This window comes from Acidimicrobiia bacterium, from assembly GCA_035948415.1.
GTDB lineage: Bacteria > Actinomycetota > Acidimicrobiia > IMCC26256 > PALSA-555 > PALSA-555.
Genome location: DASZJD010000099.1, coordinates 19,116 through 37,931, shown reverse-complemented (window position 1 = coordinate 37,931; position 18,816 = coordinate 19,116). Strand labels below are relative to the sequence as shown.

Sequence of the window (18,816 nt, the reverse complement as noted above, 5' to 3'; positions counted from 1 at the left end):
GATCCACGGCATCAACGCGTTCGTGCCCCTCATGCTCGAGCGGGGCGACCCCGGGCACGTCGTGAACACCTCGTCCGGGAACGGCGGCATCGCCCCGCTCCTCGGCACGCCGGAGTACTCGGTGACGAAGGCCGCGGTCGTCACGCTCACCGAGGTGCTCGACGGTCAGCTCCGCGACGCCCGCGCCGCGGTCGGAGCGTCGGTGCTGTTCCCGGGCCCGCACATGCTCCGGACCGGCTTGTTCGAGGCGTGGCGTCACCGCCCGCCCGAGTTCGCCCGGGCGCGGCCGCGCGACGCGCCGCCCGTCACCCTCGAGCAGTACGAGGCGCTCATGCGCGACGCCGGCGTTGAGGTGCAGTACACGCCGGTCGAGGAGGTCGCCGGGCGCGTCGTCGACGCCATCCGGGCTGGGGACTTCTGGATCCTGCCGCCGAGCGAGCGGTCCGACGAGCAGATCCGCGCCCGCGCCGATTCGATGCTGAAGCGCGAGAACCCGACCTACGTGCGCGCCGTCGCGGGCTGACCGGAGAGGAGGGACGCATGGAGCGCTACCTGGTGGTCTCGGCCGACTGTCACGCCGGGCTCCCGAACGCCGAGTACCGCGAGTGGCTCGACCCGAGGTACCGCGAGGCGTTCGACGAGGAGCAGGCGGCCCGAGCGGTCGTCGACCAGGAGACGAGGGCGCGCGGGCTGCGGAACGAGGAGTTCGCCGAGGCGTGGGAGCGCGAGAACGAAGAGGGCCTGCGGGGCGGCTGGGACGCGGCCCGCCGGGACAAGGAGCTGGACGCCGACGGCGTCGCCGGCGAGGTGATCTTCCCCGACGCCGACGCGGTGACCTCGGGCGCCTCGGCGCCGTTCGGGGCCGGGCTCGGGGCCCGCGGGGACTGCGACCCGGAGCTGCTGATGGCGGGCGCACGCGCGCACAACCGGTGGCTCGCCGGGCTGTGCGCGGCGAGCCCCGCCCGGCGAGCCGGCGTCGCCATCGTCCCGATCCTCGCCGACGTCGACGACGCCGTCGCCGAGATCGTCCGCGCCGCCGAGTCGGGGCTGCGTGGCGGGATCCTCATCCCCTCGCGGTGGCAGCCCTACCCGCCGTACCACGACGCGCGGTACGACGCGGTGTGGGCGACGTGCCAGGACCTCGGCCTGCCCGTCCACGTGCACTCGGGGTCGGCCGACACCGAGTCCTACGGCGAGCACGTCGGCATCTACGTCGCCGAGGTCCGCTGGTGGTCGATCCGGCCGCTGTGGTTCCTGCTCTGGTCGGGGAAGTTCGAGCAGTTCCCGGACCTGCGGTTCGTCGTGACCGAGTGCGGGGCCTTCTGGGCGCCGGACCTGCTGTGGACCTCCGACATCGTGTTCGACCGCGAGCACGGGGCCAAGAAGCTCGGTGAGGGGCTCACGGCGCGGCTGGCGATCCGCCCGAGCGCCTACTTCGACCGCAACTGCGCGATCGGCGCGTCGAACACCCGTCGACGCGAGCTGGCCCGACGGTACGAGATCGGGGTGGGCAACCTCATGTGGGGCAATGACTTCCCGCACCCCGAGGGCACGTGGCCGCACACGAAGGAGTGGCTGCGCGACGCCTTCTGGGACATCCCGGCCGACGAGACGGGCGCGATCCTCGGCGGCAACGCGGCGGGCATCTACCACTTCGACGTCGCGGCGCTGGCGCCGGTCGCGGCGCGCATCGGCCCGACGGCGGCCGAGCTCGCTCAGACCGGCGCCGGGCTCGAGAAGTGGTCCGCCGTGAAGGAAGCCGGTCGGCCGTGGATCACGGGGATCGAGGCGGTCGAGGTCCCGATCGCCTGAGCGGGCGCGTCGGCCGGGAGGGCGCGGTCCCCGCTCAAGGTCCGGCCCCCTGGTCCGGGGGTCAGGCCGGCCGGGTCTCGGGCAGCCGAACCAGCGGGATCCGACGGTCGGTCCGCTGCTGGTAGTCGGCGTACCAGGCGCGGTCGGCGACGAGCAGCGCCCAGACCCGGTCGTACTCGTCGCCGTCGAGGATCTCGGGCTCGCTCCAGTACTCGCCGCCCTCGACCCGGCACCGCACCTCGGGGTTCGCGACCCGGTCGCTGAGGTTCAAGTACCAGGCCGGGTGCCGCGCCGCCCCCGCGAACGACGCCACCACTACGCGGCGGCCCTCGGGGTCGAACCAGGTCGGCAGGGCCACCTTGTGCTCCTGGCCCGATCGCCGGCCGATCGTGCGGAGCAGCACGTGGTGCATCCCCGCCTGGTCCCACACCGCGGGGTCGTCGGTGGCCTCCATCGCCTCCACGTGGGCCCGGCTCAGCTTCGGGATCTCGTCGAGCGGCGGCGTCTCCCACACCTGCTCGACCCGCTGGCTCTCGGTCATGCGCTCAAGGTAGAGCCCCCGGCTCTTCCCGCCCACTCGCGTGGGCGGCGGCCTCGCGACGGTCGGTGTCAGTCGTCGGGCAGGTCCGGCGCCCACGCGGCGCCATTGATGTGCGTACCCCCGTCGACGAACAGGGTATTGCCGGTGACGTAGCGGCAGTCCTCGCTGGCGAGGAAGAGCGCGACCGGCGCGATGTCCAGCTCGGGGTCGCCGAGGCGGCCCATCGGATGGGCGGTCTCGGCCGAGACACGCAGCTCGGGGTTCCGCTCGAAGACGGCTCGGGCGGCGGCGGTGAGGGCACCCGGGCAGATCACGTTGGCGACGACGCCGGTCGTCGCCCACTCTCGAGCCGCGGTCCGGGTGAGGGTCCGCAGCGCCTCCTTGGCCGTGTTGTACTCGACCGTCCCCACGTGCGCGTTCACGCCGTTCAGCGAGCAGACGTTGACGATCCGTCCGTAGCCGTTCGCCTTCATGACCGGGAACGCCGCCTGCATGGCCCAGAACGGCCCGAGGAAGGCCACCCGCATCCCGTGCGCCATGAGGTCGTCGGTCTTGTGTTCGACGCGGCCGAGGCGACCGCCGCCGTAGGCGTTGTTGACGAGGATGTCGATGGTCCCCCACCGGTCGACCGCGGCCGCGATCATCGCCAGGTTGTCGGCCTTCTCGCCCACGTCGGTGTGGACGAACTGGGCCTCGGCGCCGAAGTCACGACCGAGCTGCGCCGCGACCTCGGCGCCGGTCTCGTCGTTGAGCTCGGCGACGAGGACCTTGGCGCCCTCCGCCGCGAACCGTCGTGCCATCCCCTTGCCGATGCCATCCCCGGCGCCGGTGATGACCGCGACGCGATCGTCCAACTGTCCCATGCTGACCCTCCCGCTCGCCGCGGGCGCCGACGGTACCGGGGGCCGCGCCGCCCGGCTGGTGCTCGGCGCCGGCGCCGCGCCGGGTCGGGGTGGCGGGCGGCGTCGGTCGGGCTTAGCCGCCGCTGGTGGTCGACGACGCCGAGACCTCTCCGTCGCCGGACGGCGGCGCGTCGCGATGGCCGGGCAGCACGTCTCGCTCCGACCGGTGCCAGACCGGGCTGTCGCCGGCGGTCTCGACGTTGAACCCGTAGTCGTAGGCCAGCGAGCCGCCGATCGTGCCGCCGAGGACGGTGAGCCCCGCCGCGGCGAGGCTCAGGACGAACGGCAGCGCGGGCGTGTACCGATTACCGGGATAGAGGAGGATGCGCGTCCCGATGTCGGCCAGCACGAGCACGGTGACGGTGATCATGGTCAGGGCGTGGGCGTTCGCGGTGCGGCGGGCCTGCGTCCCGGCCTCCGACGAGCGGAGCCAGTCCCAGAAGCCGGTCAGCGCGGTGAACAGCGAGACCGCGGCGCCACCGACGAGCGTAAAGGTCCCAGCGCGGTAGAAGTCGCGTCCCCAGGCCTCGCTCTGGCCCGCGACCGAGATGACGTCGAAGGCGGCGACGAGCATGTAGGCGCCGACCGGCACGTCGGTGAGGGGTGGGTGGAGCGGCTTGCCGGCCCAGCCGCGGAGCCCCTTGAAGGTGCGCCCCCGCAGCGTGAGCGCGGGCCGGAACGACAAGTGACGCATGGTGACCTCCCCTAGGCAACCGGGTGTGGAGAGCCGCTACCGGAGCTCGAGCGGCTCGTCGTGCTGCAGGACCCGCCGGACTCGGGCGCACGCCTCACTGTCGCCGGTGTAGACGCCGACCCACACCGGACCCGCGGGCGCGTCCTCGAAGGTCAGCGCCCAGTCGTCGGCGAGGCTGACCGACCGCTCGAAGGACAGCAGCACGCCGAGGGTCGCCCCGGGGAACAGACCGACCAGGACGCAGACGCCGAACCGGCCGACCGACCAGCTGAGGAGGCCGGTCGCGAACGCGACCCCGGCGATGAGCAAGCCCACCGCCACGCCGACCGCCAGCCCGAGGGCGAGCCCGCGGGCCAGGCGCGGCAGCAGGTAGAAGACGACGCGACGGTCGGCCAGCTTCGGGTCGTGAGGCACCCGGGCGGCGTCGGCCGGCCGCCCGAGCAGCTCGATGTCGTTGCCGTCCACGCCGGCGCGCTCGAGGGCGCCGATCGCCGCTCGCGCCCGCGCCAGGTCGCCGTACCGGGCGGCCACCGCCGGGCCCGAACCCGCTCGCCGGGACGGTGGCACCCGTTCGGGGCTGGCCCGGACCGACCCGGGGTCGGCCCCAGCGCTCGTGTCCGACATCTGTCCCCTCATGTTGGCCAGTCCGGGCGAAGCGGACCAGCCCCTCGCCGCCCGGCTCCGGCGACCGTCGCGGGCGCGCGGGTCAGGACAGGATGTCCTTGCGGCGGAACCACCACCAGGCGAAGCCGAGGAAGGCGAGGACGTAGCCGACCTGGAGCAGCGTGCCGCGGAGCATGTCCGCAGTCGGGCCGCTCCCGGTGAACAGGTGCTGCCAGGCGTCGAGGTAGTGCGTGGGGAAGGCGTAGCGGATCGTGCCGATCGACGTGATCTGGTCGAGGATCTGGGAGACGACGTAGAGGCCGAGCGCGGCGAAGACCGCGCCGGCGGCCGAATCGGTCAGGGTAGAGACCATGAACCCGAGCGCGATCACGCTCGAGAGGCTCCAGAACACGTAGAGCGTGGCGAGGGCGAGGTTCCCGAGGATCTGATCGGGAGACTGGTGCATGCCGTTGACCACGAGCGGGTGCCAGCCGAAGGCGATCACGCCGGCGATGACGCCGACGGCCAGGACGAGCGCGGCGGCGATGAGCCCCAGGAGCGTGGCCGTGGTCAGCTTGGCCGCCAGGAGCCGCCCGCGCGGGATGGGTCGCACGAGGAGGGCTCGCAGATTCCCCCAGTTCGCTTCGGACGCGATCGCGGTGCCCGCGAAGATCGCGACCACGACCTCGAGGAGGAAGCGGCTGGTCATCAGCAGGGTCGAGACCCCCAGGTAGAGACCGCTCTTGGTCGCGAGGAAGCCGAACGAGTCGCCGACGTCACGGGTGTCCTCGGGACGCCCCGGGGGGTTCGCCTTGAGCGCGATGGCGAAGATGACCGGGATGATCACGATGAGCGCCAGCGCGACGTACGTGAGCGGCCGACGCCACTGCTTGACCCAGTCGGTGCGGAAGACCGAGAGCATCACCGCTCCTCCTCGTCGAGGAGGCCCAGGAAGGCGTCCTCCAGGCGCCGCCTCGAGGCGACGGTCTCGACGCGGACGCCGGCCCGCACCAGCGTGGCGACGATCTCGGCGCGGCCGGCGCCGTCGAGGCTCACGGCCAGGCCCACACCTTCGGGGGTCGCGCTGCTGACGCCTCGGTGCCCGACGAGCACCTGGCGGGCCCGCTCGACGTCGTCGACCTCGACGTACGCCGATCCCCCGGCTTGGGTCAGCTCGGCCACGGTGCCGGCGCGGAGGCGGCGGCCTCGGTCCATGACGAGGACATGACTGCAGACCTGCTCGACCTCGTTGAGGAGGTGGCTCGAGAGCAAGACGGTGACACCCTGGCCGCGCAGGCGCTGGAGCAGCGCCCGGATCTCCCGCATCTCGGCGGGGTCGAGTCCCGTGGTCGGCTCGTCGAGGATCAGGACGTCGGGCCGTCCCAGCAGCGCTCGGGCGACGCCGAGTCGTTGCGCCATCCCCTGCGAGTAGGTCTTGACCTTGCGGTCGATCGCGTTCCCGAGGCCCGCGATCTCGAGCGCCTCGTCCACGTTGGCGTCGGCGAAGGCGCCGCCGCGGGACTCCCAGTACAGCTCGAGGTTCTTCATCCCGGACAGGAAGGGGACGAACGAGGAGTGCTCGATCATGGTGCCGACGCGCGCCAGCACCGCCGAGCCGGGCTCGACCGCAGTGCCGAGCAGGCTGGCCGTCCCGCTGGTCGGACGCACCAGGCCCACCAGCATGCGCAGCGTCGTCGTCTTGCCGGCGCCGTTCGGCCCCAGGAGGCCCCAGACCTGCCCGTGGTCCACGCGCAGGTCGAGGTGGTCGACGGCCAGCACGCTCGAGCGGAACCGCTTCGTGAGGCCGGCCAGCTCGATCGCGGGGCCAGCCCCGTTTCCCGAATGCGGTCGCACGCCGTTCATCGCCTCACCTCAGCACACCGAGTCTCGGCGCAACGTAACCGGCGACGAGCCCGGCCACGCGTCGCGCGGGCCTCGGCGGTCCGGGGCCGTCGCGGGGGGCGCGACCGGTCGCGTCGCTGCGTGCGAATCACAGGCGTGACATTCCGACCTCCTCGGGGTCTCACGGTCGGGCCTGGGCGAGGCGCAGGAGCTCGGTGACCGTCCGCCAGTTCCGCATCGTGACCGGCGTGTCGAGCTGCCGCTCGAAGTAGTCGTTCGTGAGCTTGCTGCGGCCGATCCCGTTTGGGCACCGGAGGTAGATCTCGCGGTCGATGGCCACGAACTCGTCGGGTGGCGACCGCTTCGGCTCGAGCCGCGCGAGCGCCGGGCGGCTCGGACGCTTGCCCAGCAGGGCGACGTGGAGCTGCGCGACGTCGGCCCGCCGTGACAGGAACGGGTTTCGCCGCACGACCCGATCCAGCTCGGTCGGCGTCCGGAGGATCACGCTCACCGACAGGCCGAACTCCTCGTCGATCGCCCGCTCGAGCTCGGCCCGGATCCGAGCCGCCGACCGCGACGCGTTCCGGAAGATGACGTTGCCGCTCTGGATATAGGTGGACACGTCGTCGTATCCGAGGGCCCCGACTGCGTCTCGCAGGTCCCGCATCGAGACCTGCGCTCGACCCCCGACGTTGACGCCGCGCAGCAGCGCGACGTAGGTCGCCATCCGGCCTCCTCGATCGCGAGCCACGGTATCGAGGCCACCCGTGGCGACGGCGCCGAGCCGCTCGCCGACCCGCCGCCGCGTCGACCCGGCGCCTCCGGCGCGCCGGCGAGACGAGTGGCGACCGCGGTCGGGGCCTGCGGTCCCTAGCCTGCGGAGGCGCAGTGGCTCTGGCGGAGGTCGCCGGTGAAGCGGCCGAGGTTCGGCTTGGCGTGGCCCACGTTCCAGAGGCGCTGCCCCGCCGGGCTGAGGTTGCTGGAGGAACCCCCGTCGGCGTAGAAGGCGTTGCCGCTCTGCTTGAGCGAGTAGTTGTCGCCGTGGGTGGCATGCCACCACAGCATCCCGACCCCGAAGTTGGGGGCGAGGTTGAAGGTGCTGAGGGCGCCGTTGAGGTTCTGCCGGTAGGAGCCCGCCGTCGAGGACCCGTCGACCGTGTAGCCGAACTCGCCCACCATCTCCGGCAGGTTCGCGGACGCGACGTTCTGCCAGTACACCGACGAGGTGATCGTGTCGTCCACGCCACCGTAGTTGTGCATCGAGAAGAGGACGTTGCACTGACCCGCGCTGACGGCCGGGCCCATCGACGGGTCGTACACGAACCTCGCTCCGCCCCAGCCGGCGTCGTTCCCGGCGTTCATCACGTCGGCCACGAAGATGTTCTCGGCCCCCTGGGCCCGGACGAGGTGGAGGAAGTGGTCCTGGAAGGCGACCCAGCCGGCGTTGTCGGTCCAGTAGGGCTCATTCTCGGCGTTGAACCAGACGTACGGGTTGGTCTTGTACTGCTGGGCCATCCGGGTCCAGAACGCGTCCAGCTTCAGCACGGTCGGGTCGCTGAGGCTGGTCCCGTCACCCTGGTTGTTCATCGTCATGTCCCAGCACCCGATCACGACGACGATCTTCTTCGCCGTGTACTCCTGGACCAGGCTGGCGATAGCGCCGTCGGACGGCGGGGGGGCCACCACGTCGGTGCAGAGGATGGTGAGCCGGACGGTGTTCCATCCCCAGGCGACCGCGTCGCTGGCGTGGCCGTTGGCGACCCCGCGCCAGTCGAAGTAGCCGGGGATGCCGACGTTGGCGCCCACCGGGTAGTACCCGTTGCCGTCGGGGGCGACGACTTGGTGGCCCACGACGTAGAAGCCGCCCGCACCGACCGACGGTGGCGGCGTGCTTGGGGTCGTCGTCGTGGTGGTCGTCGTGGTCGTCGTGGAGGTGGTGGTGGTCGGTGCGGTCCGTGTGGTCGGTGTGGTCGGCGCGGTCGGTGGCGGGGGCGTCGTCACCGGGTCCGGGCTGCCGGGATCGGCACCGGGCGGATCGAGGACCGAGACCGGCGCACTGGGTGCCGGCGCCGGCGTGTCGTGGTCGGGAGCTGGGGCGTCGTGGTCCGGGGCGGGTGTGTCGGGGACGGGAGCCGGCGTGTCGTGGTCGGGAGCCGGCGCGTCCGGGTCGGCCGCGGGCTGGTCCTGGACCCTCGGGGACTCGGGCTTGGCCGCGCCGGGGGTCGTCGGCGGCGACGTGGTCGGCGAGGGGGCCGTCGTCGCCGAGGTGGCTGGGCTCGCCGACGACGGGTGCGCGGCAGCTGGCCCGTCGCTGTCACGGTCGGTGCCCCGTCGAGCGCTGTCGGTGCTCGTCGTCGGCGGGTGCGCGGCGGGCGCTGCATCCCCGGATACCGGACTCCGGGCGGTTCGGTTGGTCGCGAGGCTGGCGCGGACCGCTCGGTCCGAGCCTCGGGCGTTCGGCCCTCCTCCCTTCGGCGACGGGACGAGCGCGCAGACGGCGATGGCGGCGAGCACGAGCGCGGCCGTCGTGAGATACGACCGGGGATGCTCGCTGTAGCGCACGGGACGAACCTTGGTCAGGCGGGTGGCGCCGAGGTGGCGGGCAGGAAACGACGCGGGGAACTCACGGGGAACCCACGCGCGCGGCGATACGGTGAGTGACCGTCGCGCCGCCGCCCCGTGACCCGATTCCGACCGCCCGGGAACCGGCGAGCCGTCAGCCGAGCGTCAGGATCCGGGCTGCCGGCGCCGACCGGGCGCGGGACGGCGGTGGCTGACCCGAGGGCGTTCGGGCCGATGCCGCCGACGGCTCCGACGTGGACGGCGGGCCTGCGTCAGGTCGCGGTCGCGTCCCCCGTCGACGGGGAGGCCGACGGCGCCAGTCGGTGGACGCGTCGTTTGACGCCCTCGAACCCGAACCGATGTGCCAGCTCGGTGGCGTCGTCGAGCGCGCGCTGGGCACGATCCCGGTCACCGCGCTCGTCGCGGCGAAGCAAGAGCCGGGCGAACGCGCACTGGGTCAGCGCGAGCAGGTACGGCGCGCGGAGGCGCTCGGACGCGGCGATGCCTTGCTGCAGCGCGTCCTCGGCGGCGGCGAAGTCACCGAGGACGGTCTGCAGGGCGCCGATGGCCGTCGCGACCGATCCCATGACGACGACGGCGGCGCCGCCGAACTGGTCGCGGCGCGGCAGGAGGTCCGGGAGGAGCAGCCTCGCGGCCACGACGTGGCCGACGTCGGCGATCACGTAGCTCCACAGGACGAGGGCCGCGAGGCCGAAGGCGTCGTCGCGGTGATTCTCGAAGCCCTCGGCGACCTTCGCGTCGAGGGTCTCCCGGGCCTCGTCGAGGCGGTCGTACTCGGAGTAGAGGACACCGACGGCGGCCTTGAGCGCGGTGAGCCCGGGCGTGTCGGCGACGAACTGCAGGAGGACCCCCTCGAGCTCGTCGGCTCGGCCCTGGGCCCAGCGCAGGGTCAGGAGGATCACCCCGGGGACGAGGGCGGCGTCCGGTTGGCCGGATTCGAAGCCGAGCGTCAGCGCGTCGGTGGCGTGCTGCTCCGTTCGCTCGAGGTCCCCGTCGAGCCAGGCGAGGAGCGCCCGCTCCCAGGTCGCGACCCACCGGGGCACGGGCTGCCCCACCGCGTCAGCCAGCTCGATCGCGGTCGCGGCGGCGCGGTCGAGCTCGTCGCGGTCGCCGGCGTCGAGCGCCGCGAAGACGCGGAACGTCTCCGCGAAGTGGCGGGCGACGGGGTCGCCGGCCCCCTCGGCCAGCTGCACCGCCTCGGCCGAGACCGCCAGCCGCTCGTCGAGCGTCTCGGGGGCGAGGATGGCGTTGAAGCGCAGGTTCAGGACCTCGAGCAGGGTCTTGGCGTCGCCGACCTCGCGTGCGATCTCGACGGCGTGGTCGCTCAGCTGGCGCCGCCGGGCCAGGTTCCCGGTCGGCACGAGCTCCTGCGCGAGGAGGGCCAGGAGTCGAGCCTGCTCGGCCGACCGCAGCTCGCCGATGGCCCCGAGGGCGGACTCGAGCACGGAGATCCGCTCCTCGTCGGGGTGGCCGACGGCGCTGAAGAAGCCCCGGCTGTTCGCGAGCGCGGCCTGGACGACCAGGTCCATGGCCTCGGCGGCCTGCGCCTGTCGGGCCGCGTCCAGCAGCGTCTCCCGGTAGGACGGGTCGCCGGCTTGCCGGGCGGCGTCCCCGACGCGCACGAGCAGCGCGCAGCGAGCGCGGACGTCGTCCGGGTCGTGCTCGTCGAGCAGCTCCAGCGCCTGTCGGTACCAGCGCAGCGCGTCGTCGGGCGCCAGGCTCGCGAGAGCGCGGTCGCCCGCCTGCCGCGCGTACTCGATCGCCTTCACGGGCTCCTTCGGCGCCGTGGCTCGGGCCCAGTGGTAGGCGAGCTCGCTCACGCGCTCACCGGGGTCGTCGCCGCAGGAGCCTTCCAGTGCCTCGGCCACCCGTCGGTGTAGGCGGGCCCGACGACTGCCGCTCAGGTCCTCGTAGAGGGTGTGCTCGACGAGGGCGTGGGAGAACGTGAAGCGGTCGGGCACGTCGGCGACCTCGTTGATGAGCGCGCTGGCCGAGGCCGCGTCCATGACGTCGAGGAGCGCGTCTTCGCCGACGTCGGTCACCTGGCCGAGGAGGGCGAGATCGAAGTCGCGGCCCATGACGGCGGCGGCGCGCAGCACCTGCTCCGCCCCCTGGCCGAGGCGCGCCACCCGTCGACCGATGACCTCTCGGGCGCTGGAGGGCAACCCACCGCCGCTGAAGTCGATGGCCGCGACCGAGACGCCGTCGGCGTCCTGGGCGAGCGCGCCGGTCTCGACGAGGTGGCGGAGGATCTCGTTGGTGAAGAAGGGGTTGCCGTCGGTCTCCCGGTACAGCGCGTGGGCGAGCGCGACTCCTCCCCGATCGAGGTCGTGCCCGACCGCGGTCTCGACGAGGTCGACCACCTCGCGATCGCCGAGCCCGGCCAGCTCGACGCGCTCGATGCCGTCCTCGCGGTGGAGGGCCGCGAGCACGTCGGTCAGCGGGTGCCCGGTGCCGAGGTCGGTCGCCCGGTACGTGCCGATCATGAGCACGCGGAGGGTCCCGGGGGTGGCGACGACGTGCCGGAGCAGGAGGAGGGTCGGCTTGTCGGCCCAGTGGAGGTCGTCGAGGACGATGACGATCGGTGAGCCGGTCGAGACGGCCTCGAGGAGTCCCAGCACCGCGCCGAAGAGCAGGTAGCGCTCGGTCTCGGGATCGCCGGACCGCGGCTCGGGCAGCGCGTCGACTCGGCTGGTGAGCTCCGGCACGAGTCGGGCCAGCTCGCCACCCCGAGCGGTGACGTGTTGGGCCAGGAGCTCGTCGGACGCGTGGAGCACGAGGTGGCGGAGCGCCTCGGCCCACGGCTGGTACGGGATGCCGAGCTCCTCGTCGCAGCGTCCGTAGAGCACGACCGCCCCACCGGCGTAGGCCTCCCGGGCCACCTCGGCCGCGAGGTAGGTCTTGCCGATCCCCGCCTCGCCGGAGATGAGCACCACCTGGCGCTGGGCGGAGGCGTCGGCGTGCTTCAGCGCCTCGGCGAGGCTGGCCCGCTCGTGGGTCCGGCCGATGAAGCTGCGGGCGCTCGCCGCCTCCAGCCGGAGCGGCAGCGGGACGATCGTGCTGCCCTCGGCGTCGAGGGGAATCGGCGACCACGCCACCGCGACGACCGGCACCGGATCGGGGAACCCCTTCAGCGCGACCGGGCCCAGCGGCTCGAACGTGTACCCGCCCCGGGTGCCCGCGAGGGCCCGGACCAGCTCGGTGGCGAGGATCTGCCCCCCGGTGGCCTGCGCGCACAGCCGGGCGGCTTCGACGACCGGCGGACCGAAGTAGTCGCCGTCCTCGACGTCGCACTCGCCCGAGCCCACCCCGATCTTGATGGCGAGCGGCTCGACGTTGATCCGGCGGTTGCGGGCGTCGATCCGCTGCTGCATCCGCACCGCGCAGGCCACGGCCGCCGACGCGTTGGCGAAGACGGCCATGATCCCGTCACCGAGGTTCTTCACCTCGCGGCCGTCACGCTCGGCCAGGGCGGTCCGCAGCACGCGGAAGTGCTCGCGTCGGAGCTCCTCGGCGTGCTCCTCCCCGACCCGGGTCAGCAGCTCGGTCGACCCGACGAGGTCGGTGAAGAGCACGGCGACGGTCTCGGTGCTCACCGCCCGCCCCCGAGGGCCCCGGCGGGATGGCGCCGCGACCGGCGACGCCGACGGTGCCCGTCAATGACGTCGTCGCGACCGCTCATGAGGCTCGCCGCGATCTCACGCGGGCGACAAGGGCTCGGACGCGAGCCACGAGTCGACGGCCTCGATCCCGGCCTGGTAGCCGATCTCGACCAGCCGGTCGAACGCCTTGAAGTCGCCGATGGTGAAGGCGTCGACCGGTGGCCGGATGTAGAGGTCACCGCGATCCTCGCCGCCGGCGTTCCCGAGCTCGGTGAGCCGCATCATGATCTGACCGATCGTGGCGGTGTCGAGGCTCGGCGTCCGCGGGTCGAGGCGATCGAACAGGACCCTCCATCCCGACAGCGTGCCGGTGTCGGGGAGCGATCCCGCGCGGAGGTCGCGGGTGCGGCCGACGTCGACCGACACGATCGTGATGCCCGCGTGCTCGGTTCGCATGACGTCGACCGGGAGGTTGTCGACCAGCCCCCCGTCGACGAGGAGGTCGCCGTCCGGGCTCCGAACGGGCGGGAACACGCCCGGGATCGAGAAGCTCGCCCGCACCGCGTACCACGCCGGCCCCGTGCGGTGTACCTCGAGGTCACCGCGGCTGAGGTTCGTGGAGACGCAGAAGAAGTTTCGCCACAGGTCCTCGAGCTGGAGGCCCTCGGCGGCGTCGCGGAGGTGGCGGGACACGCGCACCCCGGCCGCAAGAGACACGACGGGGAAGGTGACGTCGAACGGCGACGAGTCCACGACCGCCCTGCGCAAGGTGAGCGCGACCTGGTCCGGCGTCTGCCCGCGCGCCGCGCCACCGGCGATGATCGACCCGATGCTCGTGCCGCCGGTGGCGTCGATCGGGACCCCTCGTTCGAGCAGGGCCCGGTAGACCCCGATCTCGGCGAGGCCCCGGGCGCCGCCCCCGCTGAAGACCGCGCCGATGCCGCGGCCGAGGAGCAGCCGGGCGACGCGGTCGTAGTCTCCGTCGCGGTCGCTGCGCACGTGGTGGTGCCGGTCGACGGTGCGGCCCTCGAGCCAGCGTCGAGTGCCCCGTGCCTCGACCACGCTCGGTCGATGGACGAGGACGAGCTCGGTTCGGGTGCTGAGACCAGCCCGCCGATCGGCGATGGCGACCTCGACCGGGCGCGGTTCGGTCGAGACGCCGTCTCCCCCGACGACGAGGATCAGGTCGGCCTGCCGGAGGCAGGCCCGGGTCCAGGGCGTCGGATCCACGTCGGTCTCGTAGAGCGCGACCTCGAAGCCGGCTTCGTGCTGGGCGAACCACGCGGCCAGACGGTCCGCGCCGGCCCGGTCGAGCTCGTCGATCGGGTGGCTGGCGCGGCACACGTGGCGCGCCGCCTGGCCCGTGATTCGATCGAGGGAGGCGTGGAGGCGACCCGCGAACTCGACCACGGCCGGGTCTTCAGCGAGCGGCACGACCGCGATGGTGACCACCGGGCTGGTCCGGATCCCTCCCCGGCTCGAGCGAACCAGGCGGCGAACGACCTCGGTCGACATGCTCCGGAGCGCGTCGGGATGCCGCCGGACGAGCTCCGCGTAGGCGTCGGTGGAGAGGCGCAGCACGCAACCGTCGCGGACCGCGGTGACGGTGGCGGTGCGCGGCTCGGTCGTGATCAGCGCGAGCTCGCCGACCACCTCGCCCCGGCCGATCTCGGCGACGAGGGCCTCGGTCCCGTCGGGCCGGGTCATGGTGACGCGGAACCGACCGATGGCGACGAGGTACATGCAGTCCCCGGCGTCACCTTGGCGAACGAGGACCGTTCCGCCCGGAGCGTTCTGCGCCTCGAGACGCGCGGCGACAAACGCGCGCGCGTCGGCGTCGAGGGCGGCGAACACCGCGCTCTCCTCGAGCAGCGCACCGAGCTCGTCGGGGGGCAACGCGGCGCGGTCCGTCGCCAGGCTCACCCCGACGCCGCTCCGGGGACGATGACCCCGTCGAGGTCGTCACGGGTCCGCCGCAGCTCGGCGGCCACGCCGGCGAGAAGCTGGAGGGTCAGCTCCGGGAACTCGCGGAGCAGGTTCCGGAACATGCGCGCCCCCAACACCGCCACCGTCGCCGGCTCGGTCGTCCGAACCGTCGCGCTTCGGGTGGCGCCGTCGAGGAGGGCCAGCTCGCCGAAGTACGCGCCCGCGCGGACGACCGCAACCTCTCGGGTCCCGCGGAGCACGACCGCCGAGCCCTCGAGGATCAGGAAGAAGGCGTCGCCTTCCTCCCCCTCCTCGATGAGCGTCGTCTCGGCACCGAAGTGCGCGGTCTCCATGTGCCGGGCGATCGTCGCCCGCTCGCGACGGGTGCAGCGGGCAAAGAGGCCGACGCCGCCGAGCAGCTCTGCAAGTTCCCGCCGGGAAGAGATCCCCATCCCCCTCTACCAGGCCGCCTTGCGCTGAAGGCAGGACGTTAGCCTACGGCGTCTTCACGGGGCTGGGGGAGGCCGCGGGTGCGACGGCTGGCGCACGGGGTGGTGCACGGGCGCTGGTGGGTGATCGGCGCGGCCGTGCTGTTCGTCGCGATCGCCGCCGCGCTCGGATCGGGTGTCGCGGCGAAGCTGTCGGCGGGCGGCTTCGACACGCCGGGGTCGGAGTCGTATCGCGCCGCCAACGCGCTCGTGCGGCGCTTCCCGACCGCGGGCGAACCCGACTTCGTCGTGGTGCTCGACAGCGCGGTCGACTCGGTCGACACCCCGTCCGTGTCCCGGGTCGGGCTGGCCCTGACGGATCGGCTCGCCCACCAGCCGGCGGTCGTCCAGGCCGGCTCGTACTGGACGCTCGGCGAGCCGCCGCAGCTGAAGAGCACCAACGGGCGTGCGGCGCTCGTCATCGCGGCGCTGCGAGGAACCCTGAACCAGCGGGTGCACGCGGCGGGTCGCCTCGCTCCGCTCTTCACGTCGAGCACCGGGTCCGTGCGGACGTCCGTGACCGGCACCGCCGTCGTCGACCACCAAGTCAGCGACCGCTCGCAGAAGGACCTCCAGCGCTCCGAGCTCATCACGACCCCCATCGTCGGGGTGGCACTCGTGCTCGTGTTCGGGAGCCTGGTGGCGGCGTTGCTGCCGCTCGTCGTCGGCGTCCTGGCGATCGTCGGGACGCTGGTCGCCCTGCGGGCCCTCGCCGCGGTGACCGAGGTGTCGATCTTCTCGATGAACCTCACCACCGCGTTGGGCCTCGGTCTCGCCGTCGACTACGCGCTCTTCATCGTGTCTCGCTACCGGGAGGAGCTCCTCACCGGCGTGTCGACTCGGGTCGCCGTCGGCCGTTCGATGCAGACCGCGGGTCGTACCGTCGCCTTCAGCGCCGGCACCGTGATGATCTCGCTCCTGTCGCTCCTCGTGTTCCCGCAGGTCTATCTCCGGTCCTTCGCCTACGCGGGCGCGGCCGTCGTCGGCCTCGCGGCCACGGCGGCCATCGTCGTGCTCCCGGCGGTGCTCGTGGTCCTCGGCCCCCGGATCGAGAGGGGTCGGCTCTTCGCCGTCCGCGCACCCGGGCGCGAGACCGCGTGGAGCCGCCAGGCCCGACGCGTGATGCGGCACCCCGTCGCGTACGGGCTCGCGGTGACCGCGGTCCTGCTGGCGCTCGCCGTCCCCTTCCTCGGCATCCGCCTCGGCCAGGTCGACGACCGGGTGGTGCCACCCGACGTGTCGAGCAGTCGCCGGGCGACGGACCAGATCCGCCAGCACTTCGCGAGCCGCGAGAGCTCGGCGCTGCGGATCTTGCTCCCCGGCGTGAACCCGACTCGGGACCCCGGAGCGATCAACGCCTTCGCCGAACGGCTCCGGATGCTTCCCGGTGTCGCCCGCGTCGACGCCGCGACCGGCTTCTACTTCCACGGCGGCCCGACGCTCCCGGCCACGCCGTCGCCGCTCTCCCAGCGCTTCTTCAACACCTCCTCTCCGAACGACACCTGGGTCAGCGTCGTCCCGAGCATCGAGCCGATCTCCTCGGCCGGCGAGAAGCTCGTGGCCGACGTTCGAGCGACCCGGGCCCCGTTCTCGTTCGAGGTCGCCGGACAGTCGGCGCGGTTCGTCGACGCCAAGCAGTCGATCATCGACCGCCTGCCGATCGCGCTCGGGCTCATCGCGCTCGTGACTCTCGTCCTGCTCTTCCTGATGACCGGGAGCCTGCTGGTGCCGGTGAAGGCGCTGCTGCTCAACGTCCTGAGCCTGACCGCGACCTTCGGGGCCATGGTCTTCATCTTCCAGGACGGGCGCCTGGCCGGCCTGCTCGGCTATACGCCCACCGGCTTCGTCGACATCTTCACCCCGGTGCTCGTGTTCTGCATCGCGTTCGGACTCTCGATGGACTACGAGGTCTTTCTGCTGAGCCGCATCAAGGAGGAATACGACGTCGATCACGACAACGAGCGCGCCGTGGCCGTCGGACTCGGCAAGACGGGTCGCATCGTGACCGCCGCCGCGGTCCTCCTCGCCGTTGTGTTCCTCGGGCTGACCACGTCCGAGGTGCTGCAGGTCAAGCTCTTCGGCCTGGTGCTCACCCTCGCGGTGCTCGTCGACGCGTTCTTGATTCGCGCCACGCTCGTTCCCGCGTTCATGCGACTCGCCGGACGCGCGAACTGGTGGTCGCCCCGATCGGTGCGACGCTGGCACCTGCGGTACGGCATCTGGGAGAACGAGCCCATCAAGATCCTCGACCGCGCCTTCGACGACGTTCCAACCCCGTCCCGAGGCTGACCGTCGGCGCCCCGGGCTAGCCGAGCGCGTCGCGCCGCACCGGGCGCACCACCGCGGTGTCCGGGCCACGCACCCACCAGCCGTCATCTCGGCGGCGGGGCTGTTGCGGATAGGTGCGGCGGGCCACCGCGAGGCAGTCCGTGATGCGCCCCATGATCCGGTCCGTCGCGTCGAAGACGTCCTCGTCGGCGTCGACGGAGAGTCGAGCTCCGACGACCAGCGCCACCGCGACCCCGACCCGCCACCGTCGCGGTCGTCCCTTCGGATACAGGCGATGTCCCCCCCATACCCCGACCGGCACGACCGGCACGCCGGTCTGCGCCGCGAGCCGGGCGACCCCCGTCTTGCCCGGCAGCGGCTCGAGGTCCTCGGAGATCCGCCCCTCGGGGAACACCCCCAGGCACTCCCCGGCGCCGAGCGCGTCGGCGGCGTGCGAGAGCGAGGCGCGTGCGCCGGGCGCCTCCCTCGTGACCGGGATCTGGCCCGTGTGGACCAGGAAGAACCGGAGCAGCGGCGAGTCCCACAGCTCGGCCATGGCGAGGAACCGAACCTTCCGGCGGTTCCGATCGCCGATCCAGAGGAGGAAGAGGGGATCGAGGAACGAGACGTGGTTGCTGGCCAGGATCACGGGCCCGGACCGCGGCACGTGGTCGAGGCCCGCCTCGGTCAGGCGGAACCCGAACCGCAGGGTGGGATAGAGAATGGACTTGCCCAGGCCCCAGACCGGCTCCACCGTCCCCCCTACCCCGGCGTTGAATCGCGACCGCCGCCGCGGCCCGCCGGCACCGTCGGCCGGTCCGCGGACGGCCCGTTTCGAGGGCGGCGTCGCTGGGACCGGTGGTCTCGGTGACGGTACTCAACGCCTGGATGCGTTCGTCAAGCCCGATCCGTGCCGCGCCAGCCAGTGGTCCTCGGTGGTTACGTGTCGCTGACGTGAGCAGCCACGGCCGACAGATCCGCGACGAGCCCGTCGTACAGGACGGTCCGGTGCCGATCGTCGGCGCGCAACACCGCCGAGGGGTGAATGGTGACCGTCGCCATGGGCCCGAACGGAAGCGGAACGAACCGTCCGCGATCGCGCGTGACGCGCACCCGCGATCCGAGCACGGCCTGGGCCGCGGTGGCACCGAGGCAGCAGACGACGTGAGGCTGAATGGCGGCGAGCTCTGCCTCCCACCACGGCCGGCAGGCCCGCAGCTCGGCCGCGTTGGGCTTCTGGTGCAGCCGGACCTTTCCCGATCGCACGAATTTGAAGTGCTTCACGACGTTGCTCACGTAGATCGCGCGTCGATCGAGCTGAGCGTCGGCGAGGGCCCGGTCCAGCACGGCGCCCGCCGGACCGACGAACGGACGGCCCGCTCGGTCTTCGTGGTCGCCGGGTTGCTCCCCGAGCAGAACGACGGACGCGGTGATCGGACCTTCACCGAAGACGGTCTGGGTGGCGTGTCGGTAGAGCTCGCACGCGGTGCAGGCGCCCGCCTGCACTCGAAGGTCTTCGAGCGCGGTGCGACGCGGCACGCCGAGAGACGGTAGC

General features: G+C 72.7%; 17 protein-coding genes. 4 read left to right on the top strand and 13 right to left on the bottom strand.

The window, feature by feature from the left end; translation table 11 throughout:
• Positions 1-523: SDR family NAD(P)-dependent oxidoreductase (locus VG869_13860; protein HEV3452267.1), on the top strand; the 523-nt coding region annotated here is incomplete at its 5' end.
• A gap of 17 nt (positions 524-540) precedes the next feature.
• Positions 541-1,812 carry an amidohydrolase family protein gene (locus VG869_13855; GenBank protein ID HEV3452266.1) on the top strand — a complete coding sequence of 424 codons (1,272 nt, stop codon included), beginning with the start codon at positions 541-543 and terminating at the stop codon, positions 1,810-1,812.
• Positions 1,813-1,873: 61 nt separating this feature from the next.
• Here the strand turns inward: VG869_13855 and VG869_13850 are convergent, their stop codons facing one another.
• From VG869_13850 to VG869_13815, 8 genes are all read right to left on the bottom strand, one after another.
• Complete coding sequence (locus VG869_13850) at positions 1,874-2,353, bottom strand: nitroreductase/quinone reductase family protein (protein ID HEV3452265.1); 480 nt, start codon at positions 2,351-2,353, stop codon at positions 1,874-1,876.
• Positions 2,354-2,421: 68 nt separating this feature from the next.
• A complete protein-coding gene (locus tag VG869_13845; GenBank protein HEV3452264.1) occupies positions 2,422-3,216 on the bottom strand; it encodes an SDR family oxidoreductase in 795 nt (264 codons plus the stop codon).
• 112 nt (positions 3,217-3,328) lie between these two features.
• Entirely contained in the window at positions 3,329-3,949 is a 621-nt protein-coding gene (locus VG869_13840) for a DUF2231 domain-containing protein (protein ID HEV3452263.1), read from the bottom strand.
• 36 nt (positions 3,950-3,985) lie between these two features.
• Entirely contained in the window at positions 3,986-4,573 is a 588-nt protein-coding gene (locus VG869_13835) for a hypothetical protein (GenBank protein HEV3452262.1), read from the bottom strand.
• A gap of 82 nt (positions 4,574-4,655) precedes the next feature.
• Positions 4,656-5,474: an ABC transporter permease subunit gene (locus VG869_13830; GenBank protein HEV3452261.1), complete on the bottom strand. Its 819-nt coding sequence runs from the start codon at positions 5,472-5,474 to the stop codon at positions 4,656-4,658.
• Positions 5,474-6,415, bottom strand: a complete 942-nt coding sequence (locus VG869_13825; protein ID HEV3452260.1) for an ABC transporter ATP-binding protein — start codon at positions 6,413-6,415, stop codon at positions 5,474-5,476. Before VG869_13825 ends, VG869_13830 begins: the two co-directional genes overlap by 1 nt.
• A 160-nt stretch (positions 6,416-6,575) precedes the next feature.
• Positions 6,576-7,121, bottom strand: a complete 546-nt coding sequence (locus VG869_13820) for a DUF1697 domain-containing protein (GenBank protein ID HEV3452259.1) — start codon at positions 7,119-7,121, stop codon at positions 6,576-6,578.
• A gap of 143 nt (positions 7,122-7,264) precedes the next feature.
• On the bottom strand, positions 7,265-8,245 hold the full coding sequence (locus VG869_13815) for a cellulase family glycosylhydrolase (protein ID HEV3452258.1): 981 nt from the start codon (positions 8,243-8,245) through the stop codon (positions 7,265-7,267).
• Positions 8,246-8,282: 37 nt separating this feature from the next.
• Here VG869_13815 and VG869_13810 point away from each other — a divergent pair, with 37 nt between their 5' ends.
• The gene (locus VG869_13810) at positions 8,283-8,951 is read left to right on the top strand and encodes a hypothetical protein (GenBank protein HEV3452257.1); all 669 of its coding nucleotides are present in this window, start codon (positions 8,283-8,285) and stop codon (positions 8,949-8,951) included.
• A 277-nt stretch (positions 8,952-9,228) separates the two neighbouring features.
• On the opposite strand, the gene VG869_13805 is transcribed toward VG869_13810, so the two are convergent.
• The 3 genes from VG869_13805 to VG869_13795 form a co-directional block, all read right to left on the bottom strand.
• A complete protein-coding gene (locus VG869_13805) occupies positions 9,229-12,573 on the bottom strand; it encodes an AAA family ATPase (protein HEV3452256.1) in 3,345 nt (1,114 codons plus the stop codon).
• Positions 12,574-12,675: 102 nt separating this feature from the next.
• Positions 12,676-14,502 (bottom strand): cyclic nucleotide-binding and patatin-like phospholipase domain-containing protein, encoded by a 1,827-nt coding sequence (locus VG869_13800; GenBank protein HEV3452255.1) that lies wholly within the window; start codon positions 14,500-14,502, stop codon positions 12,676-12,678.
• Entirely contained in the window at positions 14,499-14,957 is a 459-nt protein-coding gene (locus VG869_13795; protein HEV3452254.1) for a cyclic nucleotide-binding domain-containing protein, read from the bottom strand. Before VG869_13795 ends, VG869_13800 begins: the two co-directional genes overlap by 4 nt.
• 78 nt (positions 14,958-15,035) lie before the next feature.
• On the opposite strand from VG869_13795, the gene VG869_13790 reads away from it, so the two are divergent.
• Positions 15,036-17,282, top strand: coding sequence for an MMPL family transporter (locus VG869_13790; protein ID HEV3452253.1), 2,247 nt, complete (start codon positions 15,036-15,038; stop codon positions 17,280-17,282).
• Positions 17,283-17,298: 16 nt separating this feature from the next.
• Here the strand turns inward: VG869_13790 and VG869_13785 are convergent, their stop codons facing one another.
• Together VG869_13785 and VG869_13780 are read right to left on the bottom strand one after the other, a co-directional pair.
• A complete protein-coding gene (locus VG869_13785) occupies positions 17,299-18,015 on the bottom strand; it encodes a lysophospholipid acyltransferase family protein (GenBank protein ID HEV3452252.1) in 717 nt (238 codons plus the stop codon).
• A 185-nt stretch (positions 18,016-18,200) separates the two neighbouring features.
• Positions 18,201-18,800: a UdgX family uracil-DNA binding protein gene (locus VG869_13780; protein ID HEV3452251.1), complete on the bottom strand. Its 600-nt coding sequence runs from the start codon at positions 18,798-18,800 to the stop codon at positions 18,201-18,203.
• Between the last annotated feature and the right edge of the window lie 16 nt (positions 18,801-18,816).